At 72.8% G+C, this 15,347-nt stretch carries 13 protein-coding genes; 10 read left to right on the top strand and 3 right to left on the bottom strand.

The window, feature by feature from the left end:
* Nucleotides 1–137: 137 nt before the first annotated feature.
* From ABD327_RS31425 to ABD327_RS31395, 7 genes are all read left to right on the top strand, one after another.
* Entirely contained in the window at nt 138–1,145 is a 1,008-nt protein-coding gene (locus ABD327_RS31425) for an asparagine synthetase A (protein WP_344455991.1), read from the top strand.
* Nucleotides 1,142–2,419 carry a glutamate synthase-related protein gene (locus tag ABD327_RS31420; RefSeq protein ID WP_344455989.1) on the top strand — a complete coding sequence of 426 codons (1,278 nt, stop codon included), beginning with the start codon at nt 1,142–1,144 and terminating at the stop codon, nt 2,417–2,419. The genes ABD327_RS31425 and ABD327_RS31420 overlap by 4 nt, the downstream gene beginning before the upstream one ends.
* Nucleotides 2,416–2,784 carry a hypothetical protein gene (locus ABD327_RS31415; RefSeq protein ID WP_344455987.1) on the top strand — a complete coding sequence of 123 codons (369 nt, stop codon included), beginning with the start codon at nt 2,416–2,418 and terminating at the stop codon, nt 2,782–2,784. Before ABD327_RS31420 ends, ABD327_RS31415 begins: the two co-directional genes overlap by 4 nt.
* 4 nt (nt 2,785–2,788) lie before the next feature.
* Nucleotides 2,789–4,108, top strand: coding sequence for an MFS transporter (locus tag ABD327_RS31410; RefSeq protein ID WP_344455985.1), 1,320 nt, complete (start codon nt 2,789–2,791; stop codon nt 4,106–4,108).
* Nucleotides 4,105–4,962 (top strand): 2OG-Fe(II)-dependent halogenase WelO5 family protein, encoded by an 858-nt coding sequence (locus ABD327_RS31405; protein WP_344455982.1) that lies wholly within the window; start codon nt 4,105–4,107, stop codon nt 4,960–4,962. The genes ABD327_RS31410 and ABD327_RS31405 overlap by 4 nt, the downstream gene beginning before the upstream one ends.
* 9 nt (nt 4,963–4,971) lie before the next feature.
* Nucleotides 4,972–6,369 (top strand): aldehyde dehydrogenase family protein, encoded by a 1,398-nt coding sequence (locus ABD327_RS31400; protein ID WP_344455980.1) that lies wholly within the window; start codon nt 4,972–4,974, stop codon nt 6,367–6,369.
* A 103-nt stretch (nt 6,370–6,472) separates the two neighbouring features.
* Complete coding sequence (locus tag ABD327_RS31395) at nt 6,473–6,697, top strand: hypothetical protein (protein ID WP_344455978.1); 225 nt, start codon at nt 6,473–6,475, stop codon at nt 6,695–6,697.
* 84 nt (nt 6,698–6,781) lie between these two features.
* Here the strand turns inward: ABD327_RS31395 and ABD327_RS31390 are convergent, their stop codons facing one another.
* Complete coding sequence (locus ABD327_RS31390) at nt 6,782–7,804, bottom strand: nitronate monooxygenase (protein ID WP_344455976.1); 1,023 nt, start codon at nt 7,802–7,804, stop codon at nt 6,782–6,784.
* Between the two features lie 480 nt (nt 7,805–8,284).
* Here ABD327_RS31390 and fusA point away from each other — a divergent pair, with 480 nt between their 5' ends.
* The gene (fusA, locus tag ABD327_RS31385; RefSeq protein ID WP_344455974.1) at nt 8,285–10,369 is read left to right on the top strand and encodes an elongation factor G; all 2,085 of its coding nucleotides are present in this window, start codon (nt 8,285–8,287) and stop codon (nt 10,367–10,369) included.
* A 51-nt stretch (nt 10,370–10,420) separates the two neighbouring features.
* Here fusA and ABD327_RS31380 read toward each other — a convergent pair whose 3' ends face one another.
* The gene (locus ABD327_RS31380; RefSeq protein ID WP_344455972.1) at nt 10,421–12,070 is read right to left on the bottom strand and encodes a Coagulation factor 5/8 type domain-containing protein; all 1,650 of its coding nucleotides are present in this window, start codon (nt 12,068–12,070) and stop codon (nt 10,421–10,423) included.
* 169 nt (nt 12,071–12,239) lie between these two features.
* Here ABD327_RS31380 and ABD327_RS31375 point away from each other — a divergent pair, with 169 nt between their 5' ends.
* On the top strand, nt 12,240–13,193 hold the full coding sequence (locus ABD327_RS31375; protein ID WP_344455970.1) for an exonuclease/endonuclease/phosphatase family protein: 954 nt from the start codon (nt 12,240–12,242) through the stop codon (nt 13,191–13,193).
* Here the strand turns inward: ABD327_RS31375 and ABD327_RS31370 are convergent.
* Nucleotides 13,169–13,732: a TetR/AcrR family transcriptional regulator gene (locus tag ABD327_RS31370; RefSeq protein ID WP_344455968.1), complete on the bottom strand. Its 564-nt coding sequence runs from the start codon at nt 13,730–13,732 to the stop codon at nt 13,169–13,171. The two genes, ABD327_RS31375 and ABD327_RS31370, sit on opposite strands and share 25 nt — an antisense overlap.
* 101 nt (nt 13,733–13,833) lie before the next feature.
* On the opposite strand from ABD327_RS31370, the gene ABD327_RS31365 reads away from it, so the two are divergent.
* Entirely contained in the window at nt 13,834–15,246 is a 1,413-nt protein-coding gene (locus ABD327_RS31365; protein ID WP_344455966.1) for an FAD-dependent monooxygenase, read from the top strand.
* The last annotated feature ends 101 nt before the right edge of the window (nt 15,247–15,347 follow it).

The raw sequence follows: 15,347 nt of genomic DNA, 5'->3' as shown, positions 1-15,347 counted from the left end.
GCCATCGCCCTTTCCGGGCCGTCCTCCCGGACCGCTCCTGCCGCCTTCCTGCCGCGCCGACCTCCTTCTCCCTCGGCCTTCCGCTCCTACCGTGACATTCAGAAAAGGCGGTCGTCCGCGGAAATTCGGGAGGCGTGATGCACCACGGAGACATCGCCGGCACGACGGTCCAGGGGCCGTCGCCGCTCGGTGAACATCTGCGCACTCCGGCCCTCAGGTCGGCGATGCTCGTACAGCAGGAGGCGCTGCACGCGGCCCGGGAGTTCCTTCGCGACCACGGTTTCGTCGAGCTGCTGCCCCCGCTGATGGGGCCGGTGACAGATCCGGGCGCACGCGGGGCCAAACCGATCGACGTCGACTACTACGGCCACCCGTACAAGCTGATGACCAGCGCGTACCTGTACAAGCAGGTGTCGCTGCGGGGCTTCGAGCGGCTCTTCTTCATCGCGCCGAACGTCCGGATCGAGCCGCCGGAGACCGCGACGACCGGCCGGCACCTCGTGGAGTTCCACCAGATCGACGTGGAGATCGCCGGAGCCTCCCGGGAGGAGGCCATGGAGACCGCCTCTGGGCTGCTCAAACACGTCGTCACCCGGGTCTGCGAGCGGGTCCCCGGCGTCCTGCGCGACCTCGGCCGGGAGCCGGGGTTCTTCGCCGAGCTGCTCGCCTCGCCCTTCGGCGTCCTCACGCACGCCGAGGCGGTCGCCCGGCTCCGGGACCAGGGCCACCCGCAGAGCCCCGACGCCGAGATCGACTGGGTGGGGGAGCGGACCCTCTCGGAGCAGACGGCCCGCCCGTTCTTCATCACCGACTACCCCAAGGGCTCGCGCGGCTTCTACGACCGGGAGAACGCGCACGAGCCCGGCACGCTGCGCAACTTCGACCTGATCGCGCACGGCGGCTACGGCGAGCTGGTCAGCGGCAGCGAGCGCGAGAGCGACTACGCGACCATGATCGCCCGCATGCGGGAGAGCGCCGAGAACCCCGCCAAGTACGACTGGTACCTGCGCAACGTCAAGGACGGCATCCCGTTCGGCTCGGGCTTCGGGATGGGGGTCGAGCGGCTGGTGCGCTTCCTCACCGGGCTCGACGCCGTCTGGAAGGTCAGCGCCTACCCGAAGCTGCCCGGGGTGGTGGCCCCGTGACCGCGCTGCGCGCCGCGGGCTTCCCCGAACGGGAGGTGCGCGCCCGCGCCCGGCGCGGAGCGGCCGAGGCGTTCCCCGCGGCCGACGCCTACGGCACTGAGCTGTTCGGCGGAGCGCCCGAGACGGCGGGCGATGAACTCGACCGGACGCGGATCGTCCCGCCGGTCTTCATGCCGCGGCGCCTGGAGAAGCTCATCGAACTCGGCCGCGAGCCGATGCCCGACGATGTGGACCTCTCCACCGAGATCGGAGGTCTCCGCTCGGCGCTGCCGGTCTACCTGTCGGCGTTCGGGTCCACCCGAGCGGGCAGCGGCGACCTGAGCGTCGCCGCGAGCCGCCAGGCGGCCCGGCTCGGCATCCCCATGGTCATCGGCGAGAACATGGTGCCCGTCCACGGTTACCGGCGGACCGGGGCGCCGTCGCCGCTGCTCGCCAGGATCCGCGCCTACGCCGAGGCGGGCGACGGCGGAACCGGCGGCATCGTGGTGCAGCAGAGCACCGAGGACGCCGACTCGGAGGTCTGGAACCTCGTCTACAGCGACCCGGCCTCCCAGGAACTCCTTCACTCGGGACGGCTCGGCTTCGAGCTGAAGATCGGCCAGGGCGCCAAACCAGGACTCGGCGGCATGACGGTGCTCGACGCCGAGGAGGCCGCGCGGGCCGCCCGGGCGTTCGCCGTCCAGGACGTCTTCGGCGCCGACGCCGGCCGGTATCTGCGCAGCGCGACTCCCGGCACGTTCACCGAGGAGATCGTCCGCCAGCAGGTGCGGTTCATGCGCAACAACTACCCGCGCGCCCGCGTGTGGGTGAAGCTCCCGCCGGGCCGCGACGTCGCCGCCGCCGCCCGCACCGCCTGGCGGGCGGGCGCGGACGCCGTCACCGTCGACGGAGCCGAGGGCGGCACCGGCTGGGCGCCCCGCGCCTTCCTCGACCAGGTCGGGCTGCCGCTCGCCGAATGCCTGCGCCGGATCGGCGAGCCCGAGGGCTGCCTGCTGGCCTCCGGCCGGATGTGGGAGGGCACCCGGGTCGTCCGCGCCCTCGCCCTCGGCGCGCGGGCCGCGGGACTGGGCAGGGCCGCGCTGCTCGCCGTCGACGAGGACCCCGGGCACGGACTCGTCCGGCTCGCCGAATGCCTCGCCGCCGAGGTCCGGCTGATCGTCAGCGCGCTCGGCAAGTACGACGTCGCCGCGCTCTCCGCCGAGGACGTCTGGCGGCCGGACGCCCCTGAACGGGTCCCGGGGCGCGTCCCGGAGACGATCGGAGAGAGGCCGTGAGACCGCAGCCCTCCCGCTGGTGCGCGGTCGACCCGACGGAGCGCCCGGCCGCGGCCCGCGCCGTGCACGCCCGCTTCACCCCGTCCGAACTGCCGCTGCTGACCTCGTCCCCGCACCGGGCCACGGCGATCCGGGCGATGGCGCGGACCCTCTCCGGCCTCGGCCGCGGCTACCTGGGCGGGCACGCGGAGATCACCTCCGACGGCACGCCGCCCCGCGGCTGCCGCTCCGTGGCGGTCACCGAATGCCTCGCCGTCGCCCGCGCGGTCGACAGCGCCCTGCGCGGTGGCCGCGGCACCGCCTGGCTGCGCCTGCCCGACCGGAACGAACGCAATCCCCGTCAGCTTCCCGACTGGAACAGGTGACCCCATGACGACCACCGCCGTATCCGATCCCGACACGCGGCCGCCGACCCCGTGGGGCAGGCTCGTCGCGCTCGTCCTCGGCCAGGGACTGGCGCTCACCGGCGACTACGCCCTGATCGTCGCGCTGGCCTGGACCGCCGTCCAGCACGGGGGAGCGGGCGCGATCACGCTGCTCACCCTCGCGGCCGCCGTCCCCCGCGCGCTCGCGCTGATCTTCGGAGGGGCCTTCGCCGACCTCCACGGGCCGCGCTTCGTCCTGCTGCGCACCACCTCCGCCAGGGCCGTCCTGCTGGCGGCGGGCGCCGCCACGATGCTCACGGTCGACGCGTTCTGGCCCCTGGTCGTCCTGGCCGCCGTCGAGGGCGCGCTGCTCGGGCTCGGCAGCCCGTCCTTCGGGTCGCTCATCCCCGAACTGGCCGACGGGGACCGGCTCGACCGGGCCAACTCCCTGTACGCGACGGTCCTGCGGCTCTCACCGATCATCGGGACGCCGCTCGGCGCGGCGCTCATCGGGGTCGGCGAGATCTGGCACGCGCTCGCCCTCGTGACCCTCACGTGCGCGGTGTCGTTCGGGTCGCTCGTGTACGTCACGAAGGGGTTCCCCGAGCCCGCGCCGCAGCGGGGCGAGAGCCTGCTGCGGCGGTCCGGCGACGGGCTGCGGCTCCTGGCCGGCAACGCCCGGCTGCGCTGGATGTTCGTCTGCGCCTTCTGCCTCGACATGTCGTTCGGCTGGCCGGTGGAGGTCGCGCTGCCCGTCCTCGCCCGGGAGCGGGACTGGGGCGTGGAGGCGATCGGGATCGCGGTCGCCGCGTTCAGCGCCGGCGCCCTGCTCACCGGGCTCGCGGGCACCATGATCGCGCACCGGATCCCGCTGTGGATCAGGCTCGTCGCCACCGGGGCGGGGATCGCGGTCGGCATCGCCGCGATGTCGCTCATGCCGAGCGTCCTCGCGCTGTCGGCCGTCGGGTTCGCGGTCGGCGTGCTGTCCGGCTTCAACGGGCCGACGATCGTCACCCTCTACCAGCAGGCCGCGCCCCGCGCCCGGATGGGGGCGGCCATGTCCATGCTGTCGCTCGCGGGCATCGCCACCGTGCCCGCCTCGATCGCCCTGTTCGGCGGACTCTCGCTCGTCCTCGGGCTGACGACCACCTGGCTGCTGTGCGGCGCGGTCGCGCTGATCGGGCCGGTGGCCGCGGTGCTGGCGCTCAGATCGCCCGTCCAGGCCGGTGGGCCCGAGGCGGAACCCGACGCCGCTCCGCCCGCCGGCGAGGACGTCACCACACAGGAATCGCAGTTCGCACTGGAAATGGAGAAGGTCCGATGAGCAACGTCGTACAGGCCCGGCCGATCACCGGCTGGTCCGGTTCCCCCGACTACTTCACGATGCGTGAGTACGACGGGTTCGTCCCCGAGGCGGTGCTGGACGTCCTGCACGGCCGGGCGGCCATCGTGATGTTCCGCGGCATGGTGCCCCGGGACGTCTGCGACGCGGTCACCGACCGGTTCTGGGCCAGCCCGCACCGCAAGGTCCGCGGCGTCGAGGCCCCCGGCTTCTACCTCGGGGCCTACTCGTGGAACAAGCCGACCGCCCGGTACCTCGACGAGTCCGAACGGGTCAATCCCATCCTGCGCGATCTGCTCGACATGCCCGGCGACCCGATGAGGCGGTTCTACGCCGGACTCGGAGACGTCCTGGCGCGCGAGGGCGCGCACGTGCGGCCCGCCTCCCACGGCGGCAGGTCCGCCGCGATCGCCCTGCTGCGCTCCTGGCACGGCGCCGGCGAGTTCGCGCTCGACCCGCACGACGACGACTCCCAGTGCGCCGACCCGCAGATGGCCGACTTCGAACGCCGCCACGTCGTCGACCACCAGGTCGCGGCCCTCAACATCTGCCTCGAGAACGACAGCGAGGGCGGCCGGCTCGTCTACTGGAACGTCAGGCCCGACGTGGAGAGCAAGCGCGCCCTGGACGTCGAGTTCACCGGCTCGCCCTACCCGCTGGAGTCCCTCTCGGAGTACGAGGCCCAGTGGGTCGAGGTCCGCACCGGCGACGTGTACGTCTTCAACGGCGCCCACGTCCACGCGGTCGAGCCGAACACCGCCGCCGCCCAGACCCGCACGACCCTGGCCGCGATGATGGGCTTCATCGACGACCAGACCGTCGTGACCTGGAGCTGAGGAGCCGTCATGACCACGCTCGCGCCAGTACGCGACCCCCGCACCGGTGAAGTGATCGAGGAGCTCCCGCTCATGGCGGAGCGGGACGCCCCCGGCCTGGCACAACGGGCCGCGGGAGCCTTCGGGGCCTGGTCCCGCGTCCCCCCGCGCCGCCGCGCCGAGATCCTCGCCGGGACGGCCCGCGTACTGGCCGGGCGGGCCCCCGCCATCGCCCCGCGCTTCGCTCTGGAATCGGGCAAGACCCTCCTCGAGGCCCGCGCCGAACTCGCCCGCGCCTGCGAGACGCTCCTGTGGATCGCCGGGCACGCCGAGGACGTCCTGCGCCCCGTGGTCCTCGAAGACCTCGAGGATTCCGGCCTCATCCGGGAGGTCACCGCCGAACCCGCCGGGCCCGTGCTGGCGATCGTCCCGTCGAACTTCCCCGCGGTCGTCACGGCCCGCAAGGCGGGCGCCGCCCTGGCGATGGGCTGTCCCGTCGTCCTGAAGGCGCCCGAGACGACCCCCTCGGTGGTCCGCGCCTTCACCGCCGCCGCGACGGAGGCCGGCCTCCCCGAGGGCGTGCTGCGACTCGCCTTCACCACGCCCGGCGGAGCCGCCGCCCTGGTCCGCCGGCCCGAGTTCCGCACGGTCAGCTTCACCGGCTCCACCCGCACCGGCCGCCTGGTGGCCGCCGCCGCCGCCGAGACCCTGGCCCAGTGCGTCCTGGAACTGGGCGGCCACGCCCCCGCCATAGTCACCGCCGACGCCGACCTCGACGCGGCGGTCTCCGCCCTGGTCCCCATGAAGTTCGGCTCCGCGGGCCAGAGCTGCGCCGCTCCCAGCCGCTTCCTGGTGGCCGAGAGCGCCGCCTCCGCTTTCCTCGCCCGCCTCCTGGCCGCCCTCCCCGCCCTGGAGTGCGACCCCTCGGGCACCCACGCAACCCTGGGCCCCCTGCACACCGAGTCCCGCCGCGCCGAAGTCCACGCCCTGGTCCAGGACGCCGTCACCCGCGGCGCCGTCCTCCGTTCAGGCGGCCGCGTCCCCGACCACCCCGGCTACTACTACCCGCCGACGGTCCTCACCGACGTTCCCGCCACGGCCCGCATCCTCGCCGAGGAGCCCTTCGGCCCCTTGATCCCCCTCCAGACCTTCACCACGGAATCCGAAGCGGTGGCCCTGGCCGGCTCCACCCCCTACGCCCTGGGCGCCTTCCTCTTCGGCCCCGAACCCCGCATGCGCGCCCTGGCCCCCCGCCTGAACGCCGGCCGCGTCTCCATCAACTCGGCCTCCGGCGCCGATCCCGCCTCCCCCCTCTCCGGCCGCTCCGAGAGCGGCTACGGCTACGAGGGCGGCAGGGAGGGCCTCCAGGCCTTCACCCGCCTGAAGGTGACCATCACCCCGGCGAAAGCCGGTGTGTGCCCGACCTGAAGACCGCCCGCGAGGGGATCCTCGCCCTGTCCTGCGCCCGGCAGCGCGATCCGGCGACCAGGCCAGGAGTTCATGTGGATCTGGGCGGGTAGGTGTATGAGATATGAGGGATGAAGAGATCGCGCGGATGAGGGAGATCGCCGAGCAGTGGCATCAGGCCACCGGTGATGTCGTGCGGGTCGTGAACGCGAGGATGCGGCAGCTCGCGCTGCGGGACGAGGAGCGGACCGGGTACGAGGACCTCCTCGACCATCCCGATCTGGCGGCCCTCGATCTCGCGCTCGACGACTGGTACGGGGACGGGAGTCCGGAGGCGCTGCCGGAGTGAACCGGCTCGCGACCGGCGAGGCGTACAGGCCCGGCGGCCTCGGCCCGCCCGCCTGACGCTCCTTCCGGCCCGCCGGAGGACGGCTCAGAGGCGCGCCAGGTCGGCCACGACGGCCGCGGCGGGGACGGCCCGCGCCTTCTGCCATGAGGTGCCCGCCCACAGGTGCAAGGTGTCGGCGTCGCCCCGTTCGGCGGCGGCCTTGCGCAGGGGCGCGGTCAGATGGTGGACCTGGGGGTAGGCGGCGGGTGCGCGATCGGAGTAGGCGGCGAGGAAGCGGTTGGCGAGGCCGCGGGCCGGACGGCCGGTGAAGGCGCGGGTCATCGCGGTGCGGTCGAAACGGGGATCGGTCAGCGCCCGCCGGTGGGTCTCCCCGGTGCCGCTCTCGGGGCACAGGAGGAAGGCCGTCCCCGCCATCGCCGCCGAAGCGCCGGCGGCCAGGGCTCGGGCGACGTCCGCGCCGGAGGAGATTCCCCCCGCGGCGATCAGAGGAAGCCGCGTGACGGCGCGCACTTCGGAGAGCAGCCGGTCCAGGCCCGTTCCCTCCAGGCCGGCGTTGGTGAACGAGCCCCGGTGCCCGCCGGCCTCCGCGCCCTGGACGCACACCGCGTCGGCGGCGGAGGCCTGCTGCACCTCGTGCGCCTCGGCCGCGGACGTCACCGTGGCCAGGACGAGCGTCCCCCGGTCCCGAAAGGCCCGGACGGTCTCCGGATCGGGGAGGCCGAAGGTGAAGCCGACGACTGCGGGCGGGTCGGCGAGCAGATCCCTGATCTTGTCGGTGTACCCGTCGTCTCCGGCGGCCGGCGCGCCTAGAGCGGTCTCCAGCCGCCGCGCTTCAGGCTCGATCATCCGGGCGTAGGCGTCGAGTTCCGCGGGATCCGCCTCGTCGGCCGTCGGCAGGAACACGTTGACGCCGAACGGCCGGGACGTCAGAGCGCGCGTCCGCTCGATCTCGGCGCGCATCCGCCCGGCCGTCTTGTACCCGGCGGCCAGGAACCCGAGACCGCCCGCCCCGCAGACCGCCGCGACCAGCTCCGGAGTCGCCGCTCCGCCCGCCATCGGCGCCTGAACGACCGGCAGCGCGACGGGCCACCGTCCTTCCCCGAACATCCGCGTCCCCCTTCTGCTCCCGAACCGGGACCACACCAGTATTTCTCTTGAACCGGCCGAGCGCGGTCCTCTGATGTCCGCGTCTGTAGGCGACGCCGTTTCGACCGGACGAACCGCCGCAGAAAAACCGGTGTCGGCGGACCGGTTCGTCTCTCTACACTCGGGTCGGTGCGGTGCGAGCGGCACCGCGGATCATCTCGACCAGTGAGGGGGAGCCAGGCCATGCGTTGTCGTGCCGCCGCAGTCTCTCCCCGGTCACGGTACGACGTGATCTCGGTGTCTCCGTGTGCCCGGTGCCGGCTGCGCGGCCGCCACCGGAAGTCCGTGACGAACGCCTGACCCCTGTCCGCATCCCGAGGCGACCGCCGGGTCGCCGACGCGGCATGTCCTGACGGGCCCGCGTCCGACAGGGCGGGAATCCGAGCTGTTCGTACGGGAATCGCGCTGCCCGCTCTCCAGCACTTCGAAAGGCCCTGGGCCGTGCGCACCGAACCACGACACCGAACCGTCCACGCCGACCTGCTGACCCGCGTCCGGAATCTGGGCATCCTCGCCCACGTCGACGCGGGAAAGACCACCGTCACCGAACGGATCCTCTACCTCACCGGAGCGACCCACAAGCGAGGCGAAGTCCACGAAGGGACGACCGTCACCGACTTCGACCCGCAGGAGCGCGACCGGGGCATCACCATTTTCGCCGCGGCGGTGAGCTGCGTCTGGGACGGCCACCGGATCAACCTGATCGACACGCCCGGCCACGTCGACTTCTCCGACGAGGTGGAGCGTTCGCTGCGCGTGCTCGACGGCGCGATCGCGGTGTTCGACGCCGTCGCGGGCGTCGAACCGCAGAGCGAGGCGGTGTGGCGGCAGGCCGACCGGCACGCCGTGCCCCGGATCGCGTTCGTCAACAAGCTGGATCGCGCCGGGGCGGACCTCGACACCGCGGTCCGGTCGATCCGGGAACGGCTGAGGACCGTCCCGCTGGTGGTCCAGCTGCCCATCGGGCGGGAGGCCGGATTCACCGGGGTGGTGGATCTGCTCCGCATGCGCGCGTTGACCTGGAGCGCCGACCGCGACGCGTATGAGGACGGACCGGTGCCCGACGCCCTGCGGGAAGAGGCGGAACGGCGACGCCGTCTGCTGGAGGAGGAAGCGGCCGAACTGCACCCGACCGCGCTGGAGGAGTTCTACGCGCGTGACACGATCTCCGGCGAGACCTTCACCAGGGTGCTGCGAGACCTGACCCGCAGCGGCGAGGCCGTCGTGGTGCTGTGCGGATCGGCGTACCGCGACTGCGGCATCGAGCCGCTGCTGGAAGCCGTGGTCGCGTACCTTCCCTCGCCGCTCGACGTGCCCCCGGTACGGGGCACTTGGGACGGCGCGACGCAGGAGCGGGCAGCCGACCCGGCCGATCCGTTCGTGGGACTGGCGTTCAAGGTGAACTCGACCGCGACGGGGCGGCTGACGTACGTACGCGTGTACGCCGGAACGATTCAGAAGGGAGACGCCGTGCTGGACGCGGGAACACGCCGTGCGGAGCGGATCGGCCGGATCCTGCGCGTACAGGCCGACCGGCACACGGAGGCGGACCGGGCGGTGGCCGGGGACATCGTCGCGCTGGTCGGGCTGAAGGCCGTCCGCGTCGGCGCGACCCTGTGCGCTCCGGCCGCGCCGCTGCTGCTCGAACCGCCCGCGGCCGCGGACCCGGTGGTCTCGGTGGCGGTCGAGGCGCGCAGGCGCCTGGACACCGACCGGCTGGCCACGGCGCTGGCGCGCCTGGTCGAGGAGGATCCCTCCCTCGCCGTCCGCACGGACGCCGAGACCGGCCAGACGGTGCTGTCGGGCATGGGCGAGCTGCATCTGGAGGTGGCGGTGGAGAAGATCCGCCGCTCCCACGGCCTGGACGTCGGCGTCGGCCGGCCGCAGGTGGCGTACCGCGAAACCGTCGTGCGCGGCGTGTCCGGCCTGGTGTACCGGCACGTCAAACAGGACGGAGGCGCGGGGCAGTTCGCGCACGTGGTCCTCGACGTCGAGCCGCTGGAGCCCGACGACGAAGTCTCGGGCTTCGCGTTCCGGTCGACGGTGACCGGCGGACGGGTTCCGCAGGAGTACGCCCGCGCGGTGGAAGCCGGCTGCCGGGACGCCCTCGCCGAAGGCCCCCTCGGGGGCCACCCGGTGACGGGTCTGCGGGTGACGCTGACCGACGGGGCCACGCACTCCAAGGACTCGTCGGAGATGGCGTTCCGGACGGCCGGCCGTTTCGGGCTGCGGCAGGCACTGCGCGCGAGCGCGATGGCGCTGCTGGAACCGGTGGCCGAGGTGACGGTCACCGTGCCCGACGACGCCGTCGGCGCGGTGCTCGGCGACCTGGCGGCACGGCGCGGCCGGGTCTCGGGCCAGGCCGCCCGGTCCGGCACCGCAGTGGTCACGGCGACCGTGCCGCTGGCCGAGTTGTTCGGCTACGCGTCCCGGCTGCGCAGCCGCACCCAGGGCCGTGGCACCTTCACGACCCGGGCCGCCGGCTACGCCCCTGCACCGGCGTCCGCCGAGAGGCCGACGCCGTAGATCCCGGGACGGCCCCGCCCACCGCGGGCGGGGCCGTCCCTTCCCCCGACGTCAGGGGCGGGTGGCCGCCCACATGCGGAGGTAGGCCTCCGCGCCGCGGGACAGGTCGGTGACGATCTCTTCGCCGCCGACATTGCGCACGTCGGCAAGCCAGTCGGGGACCAGGCCGTAGTTGGCGACGCCTTCGGTGTTGACGTCCCAGGTGCGTTCGCCGGTTCGCTGGCGGTCGAGGGTCACGTCCGGGTCGAACGGCGAGGTGAAGGGGTAGCGCACGGGGTCGGATCCGTTGCCGTCGCGCGGGGGCGGGAGTGCGCCCATACCGTTGGCGTCCAGGCCGTAGCCGTAGCCGAAGAACCGGCCGGGGTCGCTCGTCTGCTTGACGCGGCGCCATCTGGAGGTGAAGTCGTCGGCGGGGGACGCGTAGGAGGTGAGCATTCCGCCGAGCCGGTGCACGCGGCGGGCGTAGCCGAGGTCGGTCCAGCTGTGGCTGGAGACCACTCCGGGGTAGCGAGCCTCCTCCAGGAGGGACAGGGCCCGGTCGGCCGCTTTGGCGCTCATGTGGTCGACCTCGACGATCATCCCCCGTTCGATCATGCCTTTGACCGCGTGGGCGCCGAGGTCGGTGAGGCCCTTGACGTTGCAGTGCGGAGGCCGCGGATAGACCGGCAGGGTGACGCCGAGCGGCCTCAGGTACGCCAACGGGCCGGAGAGGGCGGCGGTGAGGTCGTTCGCCGGCGCGATCGTGTTGTCGTGCTCGGGCCCGGTGCAGGTGTCGGCCTGCCAGAAGCGGCGGGTTCCCAGGAAGTTACCGATGTTGACGATCAGGCCGGTGGTGCCGCCGTCGAAGCGGATGCCGCACAGCGCATTGTCGAACTTGTGGCACAGGAACATGGAGCTGACCCCGAGGCGCCGCATCTCGTCCAGGCCGTCGTCGATCTGCTTCTCGGTGCACTGGGACCGCCCGCCGATCTGACGGCACCCGAACGGCTCGGAGGTCTCGACGCCCAGGACGACGGCGAGCTTGCCCCGCTCGATGACCTCGCGGGCCTCGGACGGGCTCCGGACGACGCGGAACCATCCCCGGCCCGGACCGCCGCTCAGCCCGTCGACGTAGTCCTGGAGTTCGTAGGTGCGCCGTGCCTGGAGCCGGATCGAGTCCATCTCGTCGCAGGAGTACTTCTTCAGCGGGTAGGCCTCGCAGAGCGTGCGGTTGGACACCAGGTGGTTGACCAGGATCCGCTGCCCGGCCCGCCAGGACCGCTCGATCCACTTGTAATAGGTCTGCTGGTGGGTGCGCGACCTCCAGCTGGGCCAGTCCTTGAAGGTCGGCCAGCCGGTGGTGTCGTGCCTCCCGGCCAGGTCGCCCGTGCTGACGAGGTTCTCGAACCAGGCCGAGGCACCGTCGGTGCCGTGGTCGGGGCAGTCTCGCAGGGCCTCCTGGACACCGCGCGGGTCGAACACCTCACCGCACATGAGGCTCCCGCCGAACCCCTCGTACGACATCAGATGACTGTGCAGATCGGCATAGCCGCGCACCTGCCCGTCCGCGGTGGTGCCCTGGAAGGGCTCGCCGCTGACGTTGACGCCGTCTCCGTCCGGAGCGGCGGAGGCGGGCGGGGGGCCGTGGAGGAGGCCGGCGACGACGGTCAGTGCCGTCAGGACGGAAAGGAGGGTTCGGGAGACCGGGTCGCTGCGGGACATGGCGGGCACCCTTCAAGAGGCGAATATATTTCGCGTTCCTTGGTGAGTACCATGCCCGTCCGCACGTGTGAAGGCCCTCTTCGATTCGCGCGGGGTGCCCGGCCGAGGATCCGTCGCCCGGTCGGCCCGAGCCCTTGCCAAGCCGGCGGCCGTCCCTCAGATTGCGACCATGAGAACGAAGTCACGGCGTCTCGTCACACTGGCGGTCTCCCTGCTTCTCCCGGCGGTCACGGCCACCGCCGCGGGTGCCGCCGAGCCCTATCCGGCGCACGCCGGAGGGGCCTTCGAAGTCCTCACCTACAACGTGGCGGGGCTGCCCGAGATCCTGTCCAGCGCCCCCACCGAACGAAAGTCCGCCACGACCGAGATCGGCCGTCGCCTCGGCCCGTACGACATCGTCCAGGTCCAGGAGGACTTCAACTACCACGCTTACCTGTACGCCGCCGACACCCATCCGCACCGGACGCCGACCAGCGGCTGGGCCGGGTTCGGCAGCGGGCTGAACACGCTGTCCGGCCACCCCTACGACGTCGACGCCTTCCAGCGCGTCAAGTGGGACGACTGCTGGCTCGGGTCCGGGGACTGCCTGACCCCGAAGGGCTTCACCTTCATGCGGATCCGGCTCGCCAAGGGCGTCCGCGTCGACTTCTACAACTTGCACGCCGACGCGGGAAGCAGGCCCGGCGACCTGACGGCACGCGCGGCGAACCTGGCCCAGCTCACCTCGTTCATCCAGACCCGTTCGGCGGGCAACGCCGTCGTGGTGGCGGGCGACACGAACACCCGCTACACGCGGACGGGCGACACGATCGCCGAGTTCGCCGCGGCCAACGGCCTCGCAGACCCGTGGGTGGACCTGGTGCGGGGAGGCGTGCCCCCGGCGAAGGGCGATGCCGCGCTGACCTGCGATGAGGCCGCGGTGACGGACGACTGCGAGGTCGTCGACAAGGTCCTGTACCGCGGCGACGAGCTGGTCTCGCTGACCGCGGCCTCCTACGGCAACGACCACGCGGCGTTCCGGACCCCGGAGGGCCTCATGCTCTCCGACCACTATCCGATCTCGGTCGGCTTCACCTGGACGCGGGCCCGGCGGGGCGGCTACTCGGGTGAGCCCGTGAGGTAGTGCTGGAGGGTGGGGCCTATCCAGGAGACGAACGTGTCCCTGTCCATGGCGGTGACCGGGGGCAGGCGCAGGACGTAGCGGGTCAGCGCCACGCCGAGGACCTGGGTGGCGACGAGACCGGCGCGGGCGAGGGCGTCGTCGGGGGCGATCGCCCGGATCGCCGGTCCCAGCTGCTCGGCGAAGACCTCCCGCATGCGGTCCGCCGCGGCGGGGTGGGTGACCGCGGCGCGCAGCAGCGCCATGAGGGTCTCGTCGCCGTCCCACCGGTCGATCACGTGGGCGGCGAGCCGCCGGCCGAGTTCCTCGCGGGGTACCGCCGTGAGGTCGGGGAGGCGCAGGTCGAACTCGGCGGCCGCGGCGAAGAGCTTCTCCTTGGTGCCGAAGTACCGCATGACCATGGCGGGGTCGATGTCCGCGTCGGCCGCGATGGCCCGGATGGTGGCGCGTTCGTATCCGTCGACCGCGAAGCGTTCGCGCGCGGCGGCGAGGATCGTTCTCTTGGTGGCGTCCGAACGCCGCCCCTGGCCTCTGGTCTGCATGTCAACAACTGTAGGCCAACAGATGTTGACATTCCAGGCGCGGGGGCGTTGGGTTATGCCAACGGATGTTGACCAACAAGTGTTGACATGAGGGAGGCGTCATGACCGAGGTGATCGTCGTGGGAGCGGGTCCCACCGGGCTCCTGCTGGCGGGTGATCTGGCCGAGGCGGGAATCGCGGTCACGGTGCTGGAGCGCCGCGACGGCGAGATCTCCAACCTCTCCCGGGCGTTCGGGGTCCATGCCCGGACGCTGGAGCAGCTGGACGCGCGCGGCCTGGCCGACCGGCTCGCGGCCACGGGTGCGGCCCTGCGACGGCTGCGGTTGTTCGGGCGGGCGGAGGTCGACCTGGGTGGGCTGCCCAGCCGCTTCCCCTACCTGCTGATCACCCCGCAGTACAACGTGGAGAAGCTGCTCCTGGAACGGGCGCTGAAGGCCGGTGCCGAGATCGTGCACAATGCCGCGGTCGTGGATCTCGTCCAAGACGCCACCGGCGTCACCGTCACCACCGAAGACGCGGCCTACCGTGCGGTCTATGCGGTGGGCGCCGACGGCTTCCACAGCGCGGTACGGCGGCTCCTCGGCCAGCCCTTCCCCGGCAGGTCGGTCCTGAAGTCCATCATGCTCGCCGACGTGAAGGTCGCCGAGCCGCCCGCGGAACTGCTGACCGTCAACGGCGTCGGCGACGCCTTCGCCTTCATGGCCCCCTTCGGCGACGGCTACTACCGGGTCTTCGCCTGGGACTGCCGGCGCGTCGCCCCCGACAGCGAGCCGCTCACCCTGGGCGAGGTCAGCGAGGTCGTCAGGCGAGCGCTGGGCACCGACTTCGGCATGTACGACGCCCGCTGGACGTCACGCTTCCACAGCGACGAACGCCAGGTCCCGGACTACCGCGTCGGCCGGGTCTTCCTCGCCGGAGACGCCGCCCACGTCCACTCGCCCGCCGGCGGCCAGGGCATGAACACCGGTCTGCAGGACGCCGCCAACCTCGGCTGGAAGCTCGCCGCCGTGCTGCGAGGCGCCCCTGAGGAACTTCTCGACACCTACCAGGCCGAACGCCACCCGGTCGGCCGCTCGGTGCTGCGCGGCAGCGGCGCCCTCATCCGCGGCGCCATGATCAAATCGCGCGCCGCCCGGGCCGTTCGCGATGCCGTCATACGCCGCGCGCTGTCCGTCCCCCGGATCCGCGCCGAGATGACCGGCCGGCTCAGCGGCGTCGGATACGCCTACCCCGCGCCCGGCGGCGCCCACGACCTGGTCGGCACCCGCGCCGCCGACATCCCGCTCGCCGACGGCACCCGCCTGTACGAGTCACTGCGCGGCGGGCGCTTCGTCCTCATCGGCGACGCCGACGCCACCGGCTGGGAGGACCGGGTCCGCGTGGCGCCGCCCGCCGAGCCCGGCGGCCCCCTGAAGCTCGTCCGCCCGGACGGATATGTGGGCTGGGCGGGCACGGACACCGCGCGGCTCCGCCAGGTCCTGGCCGACCTGGCCGGCACACCCACGAACCGGTGACCTCGACGGCGGCTCCACAGCCGGGACCGGTGGCCGGGGGCACCAGGAGAACGGCGTCCGGCGGAAAGGAGCCGTGCCGCCCGTCTCGGCGGCGGGACAAG

The sequence above is a fragment of the Actinocorallia aurantiaca genome (assembly GCF_039533685.1).
GTDB lineage: Bacteria > Actinomycetota > Actinomycetes > Streptosporangiales > Streptosporangiaceae > Actinocorallia > Actinocorallia aurantiaca.
This window is presented reverse-complemented; position numbering and strand designations above follow the sequence as displayed.